At 62.6% G+C, this 15,188-nt stretch carries 16 protein-coding genes and 1 pseudogene; 4 read left to right on the plus strand and 13 right to left on the minus strand.

The features are described 5' to 3' along the window. Window positions 1-69: 69 nt before the first annotated feature. The gene (locus LB543_RS11600) at window positions 70-660 is read left to right on the plus strand and encodes a TetR/AcrR family transcriptional regulator (RefSeq protein WP_224589679.1); all 591 of its coding nucleotides are present in this window, start codon (window positions 70-72) and stop codon (window positions 658-660) included. A 295-nt stretch (window positions 661-955) separates the two neighbouring features. Here the strand turns inward: LB543_RS11600 and LB543_RS11605 are convergent, their stop codons facing one another. The 12 genes from LB543_RS11605 to LB543_RS11660 all read right to left on the minus strand — a co-directional run bounded on the left by LB543_RS11605 (window position 956) and on the right by LB543_RS11660 (window position 12,740). Beyond that, complete coding sequence (locus LB543_RS11605; RefSeq protein ID WP_224614187.1) at window positions 956-1,978, minus strand: LacI family DNA-binding transcriptional regulator; 1,023 nt, start codon at window positions 1,976-1,978, stop codon at window positions 956-958. A gap of 27 nt (window positions 1,979-2,005) precedes the next feature. After that, entirely contained in the window at window positions 2,006-2,797 is a 792-nt protein-coding gene (locus LB543_RS11610; protein WP_224614188.1) for an ATP-binding cassette domain-containing protein, read from the minus strand. 3 nt (window positions 2,798-2,800) lie between these two features. Further along, window positions 2,801-3,787, minus strand: a complete 987-nt coding sequence (locus LB543_RS11615; RefSeq protein ID WP_224614189.1) for an ABC transporter permease — start codon at window positions 3,785-3,787, stop codon at window positions 2,801-2,803. A 121-nt stretch (window positions 3,788-3,908) separates the two neighbouring features. After that, complete coding sequence (locus LB543_RS11620; protein ID WP_023794606.1) at window positions 3,909-4,844, minus strand: substrate-binding domain-containing protein; 936 nt, start codon at window positions 4,842-4,844, stop codon at window positions 3,909-3,911. A gap of 291 nt (window positions 4,845-5,135) precedes the next feature. Next, the gene (locus LB543_RS11625) at window positions 5,136-6,293 is read right to left on the minus strand and encodes a fumarylacetoacetate hydrolase family protein (protein WP_224614190.1); all 1,158 of its coding nucleotides are present in this window, start codon (window positions 6,291-6,293) and stop codon (window positions 5,136-5,138) included. 97 nt (window positions 6,294-6,390) lie between these two features. Next, entirely contained in the window at window positions 6,391-7,260 is an 870-nt protein-coding gene (locus LB543_RS11630) for an aldose 1-epimerase (RefSeq protein ID WP_224614191.1), read from the minus strand. 10 nt (window positions 7,261-7,270) lie between these two features. Continuing rightward, window positions 7,271-8,026 carry an SDR family oxidoreductase gene (locus LB543_RS11635; RefSeq protein ID WP_224614192.1) on the minus strand — a complete coding sequence of 252 codons (756 nt, stop codon included), beginning with the start codon at window positions 8,024-8,026 and terminating at the stop codon, window positions 7,271-7,273. A gap of 12 nt (window positions 8,027-8,038) precedes the next feature. Next, window positions 8,039-8,770 (minus strand): ATP-binding cassette domain-containing protein, encoded by a 732-nt coding sequence (locus tag LB543_RS11640; protein ID WP_140811727.1) that lies wholly within the window; start codon window positions 8,768-8,770, stop codon window positions 8,039-8,041. A gap of 3 nt (window positions 8,771-8,773) precedes the next feature. After that, on the minus strand, window positions 8,774-9,751 hold the full coding sequence (locus LB543_RS11645; RefSeq protein ID WP_224614193.1) for an ABC transporter permease: 978 nt from the start codon (window positions 9,749-9,751) through the stop codon (window positions 8,774-8,776). A 79-nt stretch (window positions 9,752-9,830) separates the two neighbouring features. Further along, window positions 9,831-10,805 carry a sugar ABC transporter substrate-binding protein gene (locus LB543_RS11650; protein WP_224589673.1) on the minus strand — a complete coding sequence of 325 codons (975 nt, stop codon included), beginning with the start codon at window positions 10,803-10,805 and terminating at the stop codon, window positions 9,831-9,833. A gap of 23 nt (window positions 10,806-10,828) precedes the next feature. Beyond that, complete coding sequence (locus tag LB543_RS11655; RefSeq protein WP_224614194.1) at window positions 10,829-12,031, minus strand: mandelate racemase/muconate lactonizing enzyme family protein; 1,203 nt, start codon at window positions 12,029-12,031, stop codon at window positions 10,829-10,831. 1 nt (window position 12,032) lies between these two features. Continuing rightward, complete coding sequence (locus LB543_RS11660; RefSeq protein ID WP_224614195.1) at window positions 12,033-12,740, minus strand: FadR/GntR family transcriptional regulator; 708 nt, start codon at window positions 12,738-12,740, stop codon at window positions 12,033-12,035. A 118-nt stretch (window positions 12,741-12,858) separates the two neighbouring features. Here LB543_RS11660 and LB543_RS11665 point away from each other — a divergent pair, with 118 nt between their 5' ends. The 3 genes and pseudogenes from LB543_RS11665 to LB543_RS11675 all read left to right on the plus strand — a co-directional run bounded on the left by LB543_RS11665 (window position 12,859) and on the right by LB543_RS11675 (window position 14,381). Next, window positions 12,859-13,758 (plus strand): SMP-30/gluconolactonase/LRE family protein, encoded by a 900-nt coding sequence (locus tag LB543_RS11665; RefSeq protein WP_224614196.1) that lies wholly within the window; start codon window positions 12,859-12,861, stop codon window positions 13,756-13,758. 45 nt (window positions 13,759-13,803) lie between these two features. Next, window positions 13,804-13,948, plus strand: a pseudogene (locus tag LB543_RS11670) (aldehyde dehydrogenase family protein); the annotation flags it as partial. Between the two features lie 118 nt (window positions 13,949-14,066). Continuing rightward, the gene (locus LB543_RS11675; protein WP_224614197.1) at window positions 14,067-14,381 is read left to right on the plus strand and encodes a hypothetical protein; all 315 of its coding nucleotides are present in this window, start codon (window positions 14,067-14,069) and stop codon (window positions 14,379-14,381) included. 7 nt (window positions 14,382-14,388) lie between these two features. Here LB543_RS11675 and LB543_RS11680 read toward each other — a convergent pair whose 3' ends face one another. Beyond that, on the minus strand, window positions 14,389-15,093 hold the full coding sequence (locus tag LB543_RS11680) for an SOS response-associated peptidase (protein WP_224614241.1): 705 nt from the start codon (window positions 15,091-15,093) through the stop codon (window positions 14,389-14,391). Between the last annotated feature and the right edge of the window lie 95 nt (window positions 15,094-15,188).

A 15,188-nucleotide genomic window follows, 5' to 3' on the forward strand; every position in this document is an offset into this window, starting at 1 on the left:
AAGTTACAGACCGGTAACACCCTAGTCAAGAGGTGGCCGAGGGTTTTTTGGAAACGAAAGGAGATCATGATGACAGACGGCGTCGTGGAGCGCTCTCGTCCCCGGGATCGGATTCTGGAGACGGCGCGTGACATGTTCCACAAGCACGGCATCAAGGGCGTCGGCGTCGACGCCATCACCGAGGCTGCCGGCACGAACAAGATGACGCTCTATCGTCACTTCGAGTCCAAGGACGAACTGATCGTCGAATGCCTGCGCGCCAACGCGTTGAAGGCTGGCGCGATGTGGGAAACGTTCGAGGCCGAGCATCCGGGCGACAAACTCGCCCAGCTTCACGCCTGGGTTCACAAGGCCGCCGCCATGCTCAACACCGACGGCCGCGGCTGCGACATGGCCAACGCCGCCGCCGAACTGACCGAACCCGATCATCCGGCAAGGCGCGTGATCAAGGAACTCAAGGAAGCCCAGCGCGAACGCCTGGTCGGGCTCTGCCGGGATGCCGGCATCGGCCAGGCCGAACTTCTCGCCGATACGCTGTCGCTGCTGTTTGAAGGCGCGCGCGTCAGCGTGCAGACGGTTGGTGCCGAGGGCCCCAGCACGCAGTTCGTGCGCATGGCGGAAGGGCTGATCGTTTCCTTCCGGGGCACTGCCGCCGGTTAAAGTTTTGCCGTGGCTGTCGGTGATTTTGCCGGTCGCATGACCGAGGTGATGCCTGCTGCAGCATTCCCGTTGACTGAACGAAAAAAGCCCGCTGCCGGGAGGAGGTGGCAGCGGGCTCGATTTCGAATGTGGTGCGGGAGGAGATGCACCCCATTCAGCGTCGGCATCGCATCTGGGAGGAGTAGATGGCCGACAACCAGAAACTACGAATTGCCCAATGATTCGGCAACAATGAATTGTGCATAGCTGCTGTGCAGATTCGCCGTAACGCTGCGTGAATTCAGGAAGTGCGACCTCACTGCACCGGCACGTTTTCCCTGAAAATCAGTCGCGGCTCGATGAATTTGCGCGTGAGATAAGGCGCCGATGATGCGATCGAGCCGAGCAGTTGGATGACCGACTGCTCCGCGATCAGCCTGGCGTTCTGATCGATGACGACGTCGGCGAGGTCGTCGACGAGATAGCCGCGTGTTTCCCTTGTCAGGTCGTGGCAGATGAACACCGGCTTGCGGTTGGGCCTGGCTTCCCGGATTGCTTTGGCAATTCCGGAGCGCCCGGCGCCGACGCAATAGATGCCGAGCAGTTCCGGTTCGTTGTGCAGCGCCTTCATGGTCTCGGCATAGCTCGCGTCCGGCTCGTCGTTGATCTCGACGGCGCTGCTGACGGTAAGGGTGGGAAAGTCCTCGCCAAGGACGGAGCGGAAGCCCATTTCGCGCTCTTCATGGCCGCGATAGGAGCGCGAGCCGACGACCATCGCCAGCTGCCCCTCGCGGCCGCCGAGAAAGCGTCCCATCAAGAGTGCTGCCGTCCGTCCCGCCACGCGGTTGTCGATCCCGACATAGGCCGAGCGGGGTGCGGCCGGAATATCGGACACCAGCGTCACCAGGCGAATGCCGGCCTCGACCATGTCGCGCAGGATGTTGCGTGTCCTGGGGTGATCGACCGCGATGACGCCGACGCCGTTGGCGCGCAGCGACAGTCTTTCGGCCGCTGTCCGCAGCGCATTGGGCGAGATGCCGGCAAGATTGTGGATCCGGCAGGACGCCACAAGCGGCAGGCGCGAGGCGTAGTCCTCGATATGCTTTGCCAGGTCCTGCATGAAGGCGTTGCGGCCGATCGGCAGGAAGAATTCGAGGTTTGCGGGCTTCGAGGGAAGCGTCACCTGGTCGGCGACCGGCAGATAGCCGAGCTGCTTGGCGGCCTCCATGACGCGCTGCCTGTTGGCGGCGCTTGCTCCGGGCCGATTGTTGAGCACCCTGTCGACCGTTGCGGTCGACAGCCCACAGTTCCTGGCAATGTCGGAGACGGTGGCCTTCATGCCGCGACCCTATGCGTCGATGCTCCCTCAGTGCCCCGGCTTGCCATCGGCGAGAGCGTCGCGGATGTCCTTGTCCGACATGCCGGTAATGATGCGCTCGACTTCCGCCACGGTCGTCGTCTTCGGATCTATGTCGTCGGCGACCACCTTGCCCCTGCGCATGACGACGATGCGGTCGACCACCTGGAAGACATGGTGGATGTTGTGCGCGATGAAGATGCAGGAGTGGCCGGAATCGCGGGCGTTGCGCACGAAGCTCAGCACCCCTTGTGTTTCGGCGACGCCGAGATTGTTGGTCGGCTCGTCGAGAATGATCAGGTCGCTGTCGAAATGCATGGCGCGCGCGATCGCGACCGCCTGGCGCTCGCCGCCGGAGAGCGAACCGATCGGCGTCGTCGGCGGGATGTTCTTGGAGATGCCGACCTGCTTGAGCAGGTCGCGGGCGACCGTGTTCATGGCGTCCTGGTCCATGCGGTTGAGGAAACGCGGCGGCTTGATCGGCTCACGCCCCAGGAACAGGTTGCGCGCGATCGACAATTGCGTGACCAGGGCCGAGTCCTGGTAGATGGTCTCGATGCCAAGCGCGATGGCGTCGCTGGTGCTGCGCAAGGTGACCTTCTTGCCGCGGATGAAGATATCGCCGCTGGTCAGCGGCACCGCGCCGGAGAGAACCTTGATCAGCGTCGATTTGCCGGCGCCATTATCGCCCAGCAGGCCGACGATCTCACGCTCGTTGACATGGAAGTTGGCGTCCACCAGCGCCTGCACGCGCCCATAGGACTTGCGGATGTTCTGCATGCGGATCAGTGGCTCGGCCATGGTTCAAGTCCCCGCCTGGTGCCGGCGTTCCAGCCATGAATGCAACGCCATCATGCCAAGGATGATCGCGCCGATGAAGATGTTGTAGGCAAGGCCGGGCACGCCGATCAGCACGATGCCGTTGCGCATCACGCGCAGGATCAGGATGCCGAGCACGGTGCCGATGATGGTGCCGCGCCCGCCGGTCAGCGCCGTGCCGCCGATCACCACCATGGCGATCACCTCGAGCTCGTAGCCGGTGCCGCTGTTGGGGTTGGCGGCGGATGTGCGCAGCGACGAGATGACGCCGGCAAGCGAGGCCATGAGCGACGACAGGACGAACAGGCCGACCTTGACGCGGTTGACATTGACGCCGCGTGCGCGCGCCGCGTTGGGATTGCCGCCCGCCGCCTGGATCCAGTTGCCGGTCCGGCTTTGCGTCAAGACATAGCCGAGCGCGATCGCCGCGGCGATGAACCAGAACAGCGACATGTAGATGCGGAACGGCCCGATGAAGAAGTCGCCGACCAGCGCCTCGGCCAGCCAACTGCCCTCGGCGCTCCAGGTGCGCTGCGGAAACCCGTCTGTGATGAAAAGCGCACTGCCGCGCACCACCAGGAGCATGCCGAGCGTCACCAGGAAGGACGGGATCTTGAGCCGCGTGACGAACCAGCCATTGACCAGGCCGATCAAGGCGGCAACCACCAGCGCGACGACGAAGCCCATCTCCAGCGAGGTGACGCCCGCATTGAACAGCGTCCACATCAGCACCGGCGAGAAGCCGAACAGGGACCCGACGGAAAGGTCGAATTCGCCCGACGTCATCAACAGCGTCATCGCCAGCGCGATCAGGCCGAGCTCGACGGTGAAGGCCAGCGTGTTGGAGATGTTTTGCGGTGACAGGAAGTCGTGGTTGAAACCCCAGAAAACGGCGATCTCTACGATGAGCAGAACGAAGGGGCCGAATTCCGGCCGCGCGATCAGGCGTTGGGTGAGCGAATGATTTTCCACTGGGAACCCGCGACATGGTTGGAACGGGCAGCGACCTCCACCGCACGCATCGGGTGGACATAGCCGCGGCACAGGAAGATATCTGGCGCCGTGCGAGATGCGCGGCGCCAGGGATCGCGGACTATTTGCCGGACAGGATCTTGTCGTAGACCGCCGCGGTGTCCTTTTCATAGAGCGCGCCGGTGATGACGTTGAAGCCCGGAGGAATGCCGCTGGCCGCCATGTTGGCGAGCGACAGCGCCACATAGCTGGTCGCCTGCGGGTCCTGCCACTGGCCGGCATTGACGTAGCCGTTCAGCACTTCCTGGGTGGTGTCGAGCGAGTTGCCCCAGCCGACGACCGGGATTTCGCCCGGCTTGACGCCGACCTGGTCGAACACGCGCTTGATCGAACCGGTGACGAGGTCGCCCAGGCCGATGATGGCTTTGACCTTGCCCTTGTGGGCGGTGAGGTAGTCGACCATGCGGTTGATCACCTCGGCCTGGTCGAGCGTCGCTTCGGTCACTTCATAGGTGATGCCGAGCGGGCCGAAGACGCTCTTGATGCCCTCTTCTTCCTGCACGCCGTAGGTGGCGCCGGGAATCTCGACCGGCATCCAGACGAAGTCGCCCTTCTTCACCAGGCCCTTGTCGACGAGATACTGCGCCCAGTGCTTGCCGAAGGTGACGTTGTCGCCGCCGACATAGGCGTTGAAATTGGCCTTGGGATCGGGCGTGTTGAAGTTGATGATCGGGACGTTGGCCGCGCGCGCTTCCTTGACGATCTCGACCAGGCTGCCCGGATCGGGGCTGGTGGTGACGATGCCGTCGGCCTTGGCCGAGAGGGCGGCGCGCACCGCTTCCTGCTGCGAGGCGACGTCGCCATTGTGGAACGAGGTGTTGACGGTGTTGCCGGTGTCCTTGGCCCATTGCTTGGCGCCGGCGAGGAAGTAGGTCCAGACCGGGTCGGCCGGCCCGCCATGTGAAATCCAGTAGAATGTCTTGGCCTGCGCGGCTGCCGGAATGACCGTCAGCGCGATCAGCAGGCCGTAGAGCACAAGTCTCAATCTCGTCAGCATTTGATTTCCTCCCGGTTGAAGATGATCCGTCCCTTGTTCCGGCTTCGGCCGGATTGCGTCTTTTGCCAGCGCCGCTCGGATGCCTAAGAGCATTCCCTTTTTCGGCGGATGGCAAGCCTCCATCTGTAAGTCGTAATTGGCGCCTGACGCGGCGCCATCAACGACCCCATCAGATCGCATCAGTTGGGATGACTTTTTCCGGGCAGTCGGATGATTGGCGCCGAGGCTCAGCCGAGCCGACTGTCGATCATGTTTGGGCGGTCACTTGGGCGAAAGTCCCCGAAGAACCACTTAGAGCAGGCCCGCCTTGGCGAGGTCGCGCATCAAGTGGCTGGCGCCATAGGTCCAGTGCGGGCAATCGGGCGACAGCCGCACGCGGTTGACCAGCGCGCCGAATTTTTCCGACGAGATGGTGACGATGTCGCCGACCTTGTGCGTGAAACCCTTGCCCTTTTCACCGCGATCCTTCGACGGCACGAACATCGTGCCGAGATAGAGCGCCAGTCCGTCAGGATACTGGTGGTGCGGCCCCATGGCCGCGGCAACCAGCTCTTCCGGCGAGCGGCTGATCTCGGCCATCGAGCTTGCCCCCTCCAGCGAGAATCCATCGTCTCCCTCGACCTTCAGGCGCACTACGGCCTGCTTCACGTCGGCGATGGAGAACGTGTCGTCGAACAACCGGATGAAGGGGCCAAGGGAGGCCGAGGCGTTGTTGTCCTTGGCCTTGCCGAGCAGCAGCGCCGAGCGCCCTTCGACGTCGCGCAGATTGACGTCGTTGCCGATTGTGGCGCCGACGATCCTGCCGCTCGAGGCGGCGATCATGGCGATCTCCGGCTCCGGATTGTTCCAGGTCGACACCGGATGGAGGCCGACGTCGGCACCGAAGCCGACCGAGGCCATCGGTTGGCACTTGGTGAAGATCTCGGCATCCGGGCCGATGCCGACTTCCAGATATTGCGACCAGGCGCCGCGCGAAATCAACTTGGCCTTGATCTCCATCGCCTCGGGCGAACCGGGCTTGAGCTTCGAAAGGTCATGGCCGATCAGGCCGGCAATGTCGGCGCGGATGGCGTCGGCCTTTTCCGCCGAGCCGCGCGCCTGTTCCTCGATCACCCGTTCGAGCAGGCTGACCACGAAGGTGACGCCGGATGCCTTGATCGCCTGCAGGTCGACCGGAGACAGCAGAAAGGGTTTTGCCGGATCGCGCGTGGCTTCGAAACTGTTGGCCGCGATGTCATCGAGCTGGCCGATCGGCGTGCCCTTGGCCGAGCCCACATGGCCGGCCGGATCGGCCAACTCGCAGACGTCACGCACGCTAGGCGCCGCGCTCGACGTGATGTCGAAGACAGTGCCGTCACGCACCGTGACCACCATGGGATGCGAGGCGGCCGGCAATCGGGCGCGGCCGAGAAAGACACCGTCACCGGGGAGGTTAGTCATGTTCGTCATCGTTCTCTCGTTGTTGGGCGGGACAATCCGGATTGTGAAATTCCGACGACCTCTCTTCAAGTCAATTCGTGCCGAACGCTACACGCTTCTCCGGCAATCAAAGCTCATGCCAGCGTAGTCGCATCCGCGAAGCCATTGATTCCCTCGGCTCGAGTGTCCTCAGGCCGCCGATGTGATGAGCATCCACCGTATGCGAGACAGGTTCGAAACAGAAGAAATCGGCGTCTCGCGCCGGCGAATAGAGAATGAAGACGCCGAGCGGCGGCGGTGCGTCGATCGAGACGACTATGGCATCATCGGGTTGGACGATCGAGGCGCGTCCATCCCAGCCCTCAAACGCATTGTTTACCCAGGTATCGGGAAGCGACGCACGTTTCGAGAAATCCCAGTCGGGGTGGTCGGAGAGGGACGCCATCCTGGTCGGCAGGTGGCGTTCATCCTCGAGCCAGACGCTCTTGGCCGATGCCTGGAGCGATGTGCGCGCGTTGCGCGGAAACCATGGATGGAAGCCAATGCCATAAGGCAGCCGGATCGCGGCCCGGTTCTCAATGGTCAAAGCAACGCTCAACGCGCCGTTCTCCAGTGCGTAGAGCACGCTCGCATGATAGCGATAGGGTCCGATCGCCCCATCGCTCAGAACGAACTCCGCCTCGGTCCCCGTCCGCCGCGTCAGATGCCAAGGCTTTTGAAAGGCGTCGCCATGAAGCGGGAACGGCTCGCCCTCGACGTTGGGTTCTATCGCATGGAAACGCTCGTCGAATTCGAAGCCGCCGCCGGAAATCCGGTTCGACCACGGCGCCAGCAACTGGGAGCCGAATTTCATCAATCCTTCCGACGGCTTTATCACAGGTGTGAACGCGCCGTGGGAGCGAAGCGCATCGTAGCGCAGGATCGCCGCGCCCTGGCGAGGGCTGACAACCACCCTGGCGCGTTCGTCGGCAAGTTCGATGGTGTCGATGTTCGTCATCGACGGAACGCTACCAGCCACCGTCGACGTGGATGTCCTGACCGCTGATCATGTCTGCGGCAGGCGAAACAAGAAACAGCACGAGATCGGCGACGTGATGCGGTTCGATGCGGCGCTTCAGGCTCTGGTTGGCCACGATCCAATCACTGTATTCCTTGAGCCGCTCGCCGAACACCCGTTCTTCTGCTTCGGAAACGACGGCACCCGGCGACACTGCGTTTACGGTGATGCCATGCGGCCCCAGTTCCCGTGCCAGCGATTTCGTGAGGCCCAGCATCGCGCCTTTCGATGCGACATAAGGTACATAGCCGTCCCACCGGCCATTGAGTGTGATCGAGCAGAAGTTCACGATCTTGCCATACGCCTTCGCCTTCATGCCCGGCGCGCAGGCGCGCACAAGCGCAAAGGCGGCCGAGGAATTGACCCTGATCTGATCCTCGTATTCGGACAGCGAGAATTCCTCGAACGGCCGGTTGATGATCAGGGCCGCGTTGTTGATCAGGATATCGATCCCCCCTTCCTTTGCCGCCAAGGCCGCGACAACCTCTTCCGCCCCGGCAAGCTTGTTGAGATCGCAGCCGACGAAGGCAATGTCGCCTTCGGCCTGCCCGGCGAGCGTCGCCGCGGTCTCCGGCCCGTCTTCGATATCGGGCCGGTCGAGCACCAGCACACGCGCACCGGCCCGCGCCAGCGTGACGGCCTGGGCCCGGCCGAGGGAGCCAAGGCCGCCGGTCAAAAGCACGACCCGATCGGCAAGAACCTTCATTGCCGCCACTCCTTACAAAACGCCGTGGACTTCATCGATCGAGGTATCCTCGATCCGTTTGTCCAGCACGACCTCGCCGCGCGCCATCGCCACCACACGGTCGCAGCATTCGAACACATGATGCATGTTGTGGCTGATGAAGACGCCGGTGACGCCCTGTTCCTTCAGACTGCGTACGAACCCGATCACCTTCTTCGTCTCCTTGACCGAGAGATGGTTGGTCGGCTCGTCGAGGATCATCACCTTCGACTTGAAATGCATGGCACGCGCGATGGCGACGCCTTGCCGTTGTCCGCCGGAAAGTTCGCCGACAAGCGCGTCGGGAGAGCGCAGATGCAAGTCGACATTGGCGATGGCGCGAATGCTTTCGCTTGCCATCTTGTTCTGGTCGAGCAGGCCGACGCCAAGGACCGAGAACCGGATCGGTTCGCGTCCGATGAACAGGTTCCTGGCGATCGACATGGTCGGAACCATGGAATTGTACTGGTATATCGTCTCGATACCGAGATCCATCGCATCGCGCGGCTTGGTGATGCTGACTGGCCTGCCTTCGACCTGGATCTCGCCTTGATCCGCCGTGTGGACCCCGGAGAGGATGTTGATGAGGGTGGATTTGCCGGCGCCATTGTCGCCGACCAGTCCAAGTGCCTCGCCACGTGTGAAGTCGAGCGTCACGCCCTTCAGGGCATGGACGCCGGAATACCATTTGTGGAGGTTGCGGACCGAGATGATCGCGTCGGTCATCGTTCAGCCCTCCATCTTGATAGCCTTGGCGCGCTTGCGCATCCAGGCATTGGCGACGACGGCGAATATGGTCAGGAAGCCGATGGCGAACTTGAACCAGTTGGCATCGACATGGCTGAGCACGAGGCCATTGTCGATGACCCGGATGAGCGTGGTGCCGATGATGCCGCCCATGACGGTGCCGATGCCGCCGGCGAGCGAAGCGCCGCCGATGACGGCGGAGGCCACCGCCTGAAGCTCCATTCCCTCGCCGATCGAGGGCAGGGGCGAGCCCAGCCGCAGCACCTGCAGCATGCCGGCAAAGCCGGCGAGCATCGAACAGAGCATGAAGCAGGCGAGCTTGACCCTGGCGGTCGGGATACCCATCGAAGCGGCCGCGGGCAGGAAGCCGCCTGTGGCCTTGATCCAGTTGCCGAAATTGGTGTGCGACAGCATCAAAGAGGTCAAAAGGGCAATGCCGGCAAACCAGACGAACGACATGCGGAACATGTTGCCCGGGCCAACGAAGGAGGTAAACAGCCATGTCGGCAGGTCGGCGGGAAGCAGCGGCGGGAAGCCGCCCGAGACGACGACGGTCAGCGAGCGCGCCATGAACAGCATGCCGAGCGTCGTGATGAAGCTCGGTATGGCGAAGCGTATGGTGACGTAGCCGTTGATGAAGCCGACAGCCGCGCAGACCAGCAACCCGGCCAGCAGCGCGAGCGGAAACGGCGCGCCATGGACCATCAGGACCGCCATCGTCATCGGCATCAGCGCGAAGACCGAGCCGACGGACAGGTCGAACTCGCCACTGATCATCAGGATGGTAACGCCGATGGCGACGAGGCCGGCCTCCGGCAGGATGCCGAGGATGCCGCGCAGGTTATCCTGGTTGAGGAACACGCCTTGCGAGCGGATCTGGAACAGGACGATGAGCAGCACCAGCAGGATGAGGCCCGCCAGTTCCGGTTTTTCGAGATAGGTCTTGAACAGGCGCTTCAACTTGGGCTCCGGCACTTTGAGATTTCAGGCTGATCGGCGGCGCCGGGCGCCGCCGATCCAAACGGTTCGAAGCTGGAGTTCAGCGCAGACCCTGAGCGGAGAGCGCCATGATCCCATCGGCCTCCTTTGGCCGCACGATGCCCTGACCGGTGTCGATGTCCGATGGGGCAAGGCCGATCTTCTTGTTGAGATAAGCCTCCATCACCGGCATGAAGCCCTGCATGTAAGGCTGCTGGTCGACCAGCGCCTGAACATAGCCTTTCTGCATCTGCTGCAGCACCTCGGGCACCAGGTCGAAGCCGCCGAGCAAGACCTTGCCCGGCGCCACGCCGCGATCGGCCAGCACGCGTGCGACGCCGGCACACCAGAAGCCGGTGTCGAAATAGGCTGTCGTGTCGGGATGGGCGTTGAGATAGGCGCCGACACGGTCGGAGGTAATGGCGAGGTCTGTGCCGCTGTCGATGCGCTCCCACGACACCTGCCGGTCTGAATGGGCGGCCTTGTATTCCTCTAGGAATTGCATCACGCCGGCGCCACGGCTTTCCGACCAGTTCTGGCCGGGGGCGGAAATGCCGACCAGCACCTTGATCGGACCGTCCTTCGGAAAGCTCTCGGAAATGGCCTTGGCGAGCGAATAGCCGGCGGGCTTGAAGCCTTGGCCGACGAAGGCCTGCCGGGCATTGCCCTTGGCACCTTCGGTGTCGTCGACATTGACGGCGATCACCAGCACGCCGGCATCGCGCGCCTCCTTGATGACGTCGTCGAAGGCATGGTCGTCGACGATGGAGGTCAAGAGCGCGTCGGGCTTGGCGGCGAGCGCGGCGCGCATATTGGCGACCTGCTGCTCGACCGAGCCCTCGGTCTGGGTGAAGACCATGTTGCAGGTCGCCTCGACCTTGGCGCAGGCGTCGTCATAGCCTTTCTTGACGGCCTGCCAGAAGGTGTTCGATGCGGACGAATGATGCGTGAAGACGATGTTGAGCCCGTCGGCGCGGGCGGATTGCGCGCCGACAAGAGCGGCGCCAAGCAGAAGCATTGCAGTCAGTTTTTTCATCGTAGTTCCTCCCTTTGGATTTCTCAGATCTCCGCCTTGTCGGTGACGCGGCGATGGACGGTGTAGACGCGACCGAGGTCCGGATTGAGCGCCAGCCCCAGCCCCGGTCCCGGCGGCACGGTGATCATCCCGTCCTTGACCTCCGGCAGCGCGGTCACCAGGTCGCGGTACCAGGTGCGGTAGAAGGCGCGCACGCTTTCCTGGACGAGCGCATTGGGGGCATTGAGCGACAGGTGCGTCGAGGCGGCGAGCACGACGGGACCGGTGCAGTCGTGCGGCGCCACCGGCAGCCTCCAGGCCTCGGCCATCGAGGCGATCTTGCGGGCCTCGGACAGCCCGCCGCACCAGGAGATGTCGAGCATGACGATGCCGGCCGCGCCGGTTTCCAGCAAATCGCGGAAGGCCCAGCGGCTGCCAAGCGTCTCGGACGCCGAGATGGGCGCGGGACTGGCGGCCTCGTAGCGCTTGAGGTCGCCGAGGCTGTCCATGCGGATGGGATCTTCGTGCCAGTAGGTGCCGAAGGGCGTTAGCGCACGAGCTATCTTCATGGCGGGCAGGAGCTGCCACATCGAATGGAACTCGACCATGATGTCGATCTTGTCGCCGACGGCGTTGCGTATCTTTTCAAAAGGTTCGAGCGCGGCCTTGAGGTCTGTCGCCGAAATGTCGTTGCCGCGGGTCTTTTCGGCCGCGTGGTCGAACGGCCAGATCTTCATGGCGGTGATGCCGTCCTCGAGCAGCTCCTGCGCCAGTTCGCCGGCGCGCGTGAGGAAACCGTTGAGATCATCATAGTCCCGCCTGGCCCCGATGCCGTAATTGGCGGTTGTCTGGCCCTTCGCGTCCTTTATGTATTCGGTGCCGGCGCAGGTATTGTAGGTGCGGATCGACTGGCGGCTGAAGCCGCCGAGCAGTTGCGCGACCGGCTGGCCGGTGGCCTTGCCGAAAATGTCCCACAGCGCGATGTCGAAAGCGGAGTTGCCACGCACCTCGGCGCCGCTGGAGCGGAACCCGAGATAGCCGACCAGGTCGGCGGCCAGGAGATCGATCTGCAGCGGATCGCGGCCTATGACGCGTGGCGCGACATATTCGTGCAGGTATTCCTCGACGGTGCGCGACAGGAAGAAGGTCTCGCCGAGACCGGTGATGCCTTCGTCGGTATGGACCTCGACCCAGAGCAGGTTGGGTCGTTCCTCGATGCGGATGGTTTCGATTGCAGTGATCTTCATGTCAGGCAATTCCAGCGTCGAGGAGCGCCTTGACGCTCTTGTCGAAATGTTGCGCCATATGCTCGGCGGCGAGCCGCGGATCTCCCTTGAGGATGGCTTCGGCTATGTCCTCATGCCCCTTGATCATCTTGAGCTGGTCCTCGTTCGACGAGCGGGTTCGCCAGCCGATCACCCAGGTGCTGCGCGTCACGCCGCTGAAGGCTGTGACGATCAGCGAGAAGACCGGGTTGTGCGAGGCAGCCGCGATCGCCTCGTGGAAAGCGATGTCGTGCTCCATGACAATTTCGGGGTTCAGGAAATTCTCGCGCATCGACCGGGCGGATTGCGCGATCGCGGCGGCTTCCGCATCGGTGCGCCGGAGTGCCGCAAGCGCTACCGTGCGCATCTCGATCGTGCGCCTGACGTCATAGACCTGGTGAACGCTGATCTGCTGCGTGGTGATGCCGTGCTCGATCACCATCGACATCGCGCCGGTGTCCAGCTTGGCGACCGTGGCCCGGCGCCCGGCGCTCATGTCGATCAGGCGCATCGCAGAAAGCGAGCGGAACGCCTCGCGCACGACGGTGCGGGAGACGTTGAGCTGGCGCGTCATGGCGGCTTCGCTGGGCAGGGGATCACCCGGCGCAAGACCTTCGGAGCGGATATGCCGGGTAATCGCCTGGATCGCCGTGCTCACCAGGCCGGGGCTCGGCTCACCCGCTGTGTCCATCGGATCTTGCATCTCACTCCCTTAAAACCTGTATGACAGGTGATTGCCAAATTGCTCATATGTCAGCTAGAAGATATATGTCAAGTCGATTTCTGGATGACCTGAACCAGAGGACCTCATGAAGGAAACGCAAGCTGCCCTGATCTTCGAAGCGCGCGACGTGGTCGGCGAAAGCCTCGTCTGGGACGATCACCGCGGCAGGCTGGTCTGGGTCGACATCATCGGTCGCCGGATACATCGGCTCGATCCGGTGACCGGAGACCATGAAAGTTGGCCGACGCCGGATCTGGTCACCTCCGTCGGTCTGCGCAGGGATGGCGGCGCGATCGTCGGCCTGCGCAAGGAGGTCGCCTTGTGGGATTTCGGTGGAGCGTTCCGAACGATCGCCACGATCGAGCCGGATCGGAGAGCGACGCGGCTCAACGAAGGCGCTGTGGCGCCGGACGGTTCATTCTGGGTCGGCACTATGGCCAACAATATTGGACCGGACGACGCGCCGGTCGCCATTGCGCGGGACGAAGGCCGGCTCTATCGCATCGGTCCGGATGGCGAGGTGACGAGCCTGAGCAAGGATCGGTTCGGCATCACCAACACGATGGTGTGGGCATTTGACGGCCGCTTCATCACCGCCGATACGACGAAGAACGCACTTTACAGCTATGCCTGGGACAGGAGTGCGTCGCGGCTTGGCAAACCACAGCCCTTCTTCGTCGATTTCGGGCGCGGCCTGCCGGACGGCTCCTGCCTGGACGCTGAAGGCTATATCTGGAACTGCCGGGTGGTGGGAGGAAGCTGCCTTGCCCGTATCGCGCTCGACGGCAGGCTGGACCGCATCGCGGAGCTGCCTTGCAGTTGGCCAACGAGCTGCGCTTTCGGTGGCGAGAATCTTGACACGCTGTTTGTAACTTCAGCCCGATTTACCATGAGCGCGGATCATCTTGAGGCGAACCCGCAAGAAGGCGGCGTGTTCGCGCTCCGTCCGGGTGTCCAAGGCGCTCCAGCCAACAGGTTTGGATAAGTCGATCGGCCCATTGCAGCCGAAGACGAACGGCCCGCCTCCGGTGCCGGCCAAGTCTCGATCAACTATCCGGAATGGACCGTTCGCGCCGTTCGGCGGCTACAAGCAGTCCGGCAACGGCCGCGAATATGCCGACTGGGCGATCCACGATTTCCTCAAGGTCAGGAGTATTATTGGCCACGGTGCGTAAAGTCTCGGTCAAAACGCCCCGGCTATTGCGTCTTGAGGTTCTTCCGCCGGCCGCGGACAAAAGAATGTGGAATTAAGTAGGAATTGACTCGAGTAGGAGTACATTCCCAAATCGGCGAATGCCTGAACCGAGCAGCCGACCGCGCCGAAATGTGCAGACCTTGGGCCTCGCGCACGAAGTCGGGCAGCTCATTCGTGTCCGGTGCCGGAACTGCAACATCACGCGGCACTACCTGCCCGGCGACCTCGTCAAGCTGGTCGGCGACATTCCCTTTTGGGACGTCGAACGGCATATGCGATGCGAGCGATGTAAAGAGCGCGAGCTTGACGCAGGCATCGTTCTGCCCAGCGCTGCCGAACGTCTGAAAATTCGTGTCAGGCGCCTTGTCGAAATCCGCATGGTTCGCCGAGTGATCTGGCGAGACGATGATTGAACGAAGCCTAGAAAAGGGACCCCTGTGCTGGCGCCTGCCGCGGAAACTTGATCTGTGTGGCTGGCTTCTCAACGACTGTCAAAGCGTCGTCGCGGGCTGCACGCTGCAAATGGCGTGCTTCGGACCATGGGGCTGTCAGCCAGGTCTCGGTCTCTTCCGACGTCGTCAGGATGACGGGCATGGCCTTGTCATGGATTGGCGCGACGAGTGCATTAGGCTTGGTCGTCATGAAGGCAAACAGCTCGAAGTCGCCTGGCCCATCCTTGACTTTTCGCACGCCCTGCCAGCGAGTCCAGAACCCAGCGAAGAAGAATAAAGACCGGCTTTCGTCACGGGCAAACCAGTAGTTTCGCTGGATGCCTGTTTCTGGGTCCTTGTCGTTCGAGGTAGGGCTGGGTTCAGCAAAGCTGGTCACTGGCACGACGCACCTGTGTTCGATGCCGACATACTGTTGCCAGTGCGAATATTGCGGATTGCGAACGTTCGTGGTGCCGTAATCGGCCTTGCCTTTCATACGCTCTGGCGGTGTCGGCAAACCCCAAAGCAGTTTCGCCAGCTCCCGATTCCCCTCCGGCGTGTTGCGAACAACCGGGCCGGGTTGATTGGGATAGATGTCGACGGAAGGTTCAAGGTTGCCAATGACGTCGCGCAGTGCGCGCGTCCATTGGCGGATCGCCTCTTGCGTCGTGGTGATATTGTAGAGGTTACACATGAGCCTAGAATTGCGGAATTGGCTTGTGTCTGCAACTGAAGTCGCTCTGCCGATGAGGATGGCAGGCATCCATCCTGACAGCGCCATGTCAGCTA

The organism is Mesorhizobium sp. ESP7-2 (genome assembly GCF_020164715.1).
In the GTDB taxonomy this organism is placed as follows: domain Bacteria; phylum Pseudomonadota; class Alphaproteobacteria; order Rhizobiales; family Rhizobiaceae; genus Mesorhizobium.

Excerpts from the sequence above, each read along its gene's own strand:
- LB543_RS11600 (WP_224589679.1), top strand. The coding sequence starts at position 70 with ATGACAGACGGCGTCGTGGAGCGCTCTCGTCCCCGGGATCGGATTCTG.
- LB543_RS11630 (WP_224614191.1), bottom strand. The coding sequence starts at position 7,260 with ATGACGAACATCGACACCATCGAACTTGCCGACGAACGCGCCAGGGTG.
- LB543_RS11610 (WP_224614188.1), bottom strand. The coding sequence starts at position 2,797 with ATGGCCGAGCCACTGATCCGCATGCAGAACATCCGCAAGTCCTATGGG.
- LB543_RS11605 (WP_224614187.1), bottom strand. The coding sequence starts at position 1,978 with ATGAAGGCCACCGTCTCCGACATTGCCAGGAACTGTGGGCTGTCGACC.
- LB543_RS11620 (WP_023794606.1), bottom strand. The coding sequence starts at position 4,844 with ATGCTGACGAGATTGAGACTTGTGCTCTACGGCCTGCTGATCGCGCTG.
- LB543_RS11665 (WP_224614196.1), top strand. The coding sequence starts at position 12,859 with ATGAAGGAAACGCAAGCTGCCCTGATCTTCGAAGCGCGCGACGTGGTC.
- LB543_RS11655 (WP_224614194.1), bottom strand. The coding sequence starts at position 12,031 with ATGAAGATCACTGCAATCGAAACCATCCGCATCGAGGAACGACCCAAC.
- LB543_RS11625 (WP_224614190.1), bottom strand. The coding sequence starts at position 6,293 with ATGACGAACATGACTAACCTCCCCGGTGACGGTGTCTTTCTCGGCCGC.
- LB543_RS11660 (WP_224614195.1), bottom strand. The coding sequence starts at position 12,740 with ATGGACACAGCGGGTGAGCCGAGCCCCGGCCTGGTGAGCACGGCGATC.
- LB543_RS11640 (WP_140811727.1), bottom strand. The coding sequence starts at position 8,770 with ATGACCGACGCGATCATCTCGGTCCGCAACCTCCACAAATGGTATTCC.
- LB543_RS11680 (WP_224614241.1), bottom strand. The coding sequence starts at position 15,093 with ATGTGTAACCTCTACAATATCACCACGACGCAAGAGGCGATCCGCCAA.
- LB543_RS11650 (WP_224589673.1), bottom strand. The coding sequence starts at position 10,805 with ATGAAAAAACTGACTGCAATGCTTCTGCTTGGCGCCGCTCTTGTCGGC.
- LB543_RS11635 (WP_224614192.1), bottom strand. The coding sequence starts at position 8,026 with ATGAAGGTTCTTGCCGATCGGGTCGTGCTTTTGACCGGCGGCCTTGGC.
- LB543_RS11675 (WP_224614197.1), top strand. The coding sequence starts at position 14,067 with ATGCCTGAACCGAGCAGCCGACCGCGCCGAAATGTGCAGACCTTGGGC.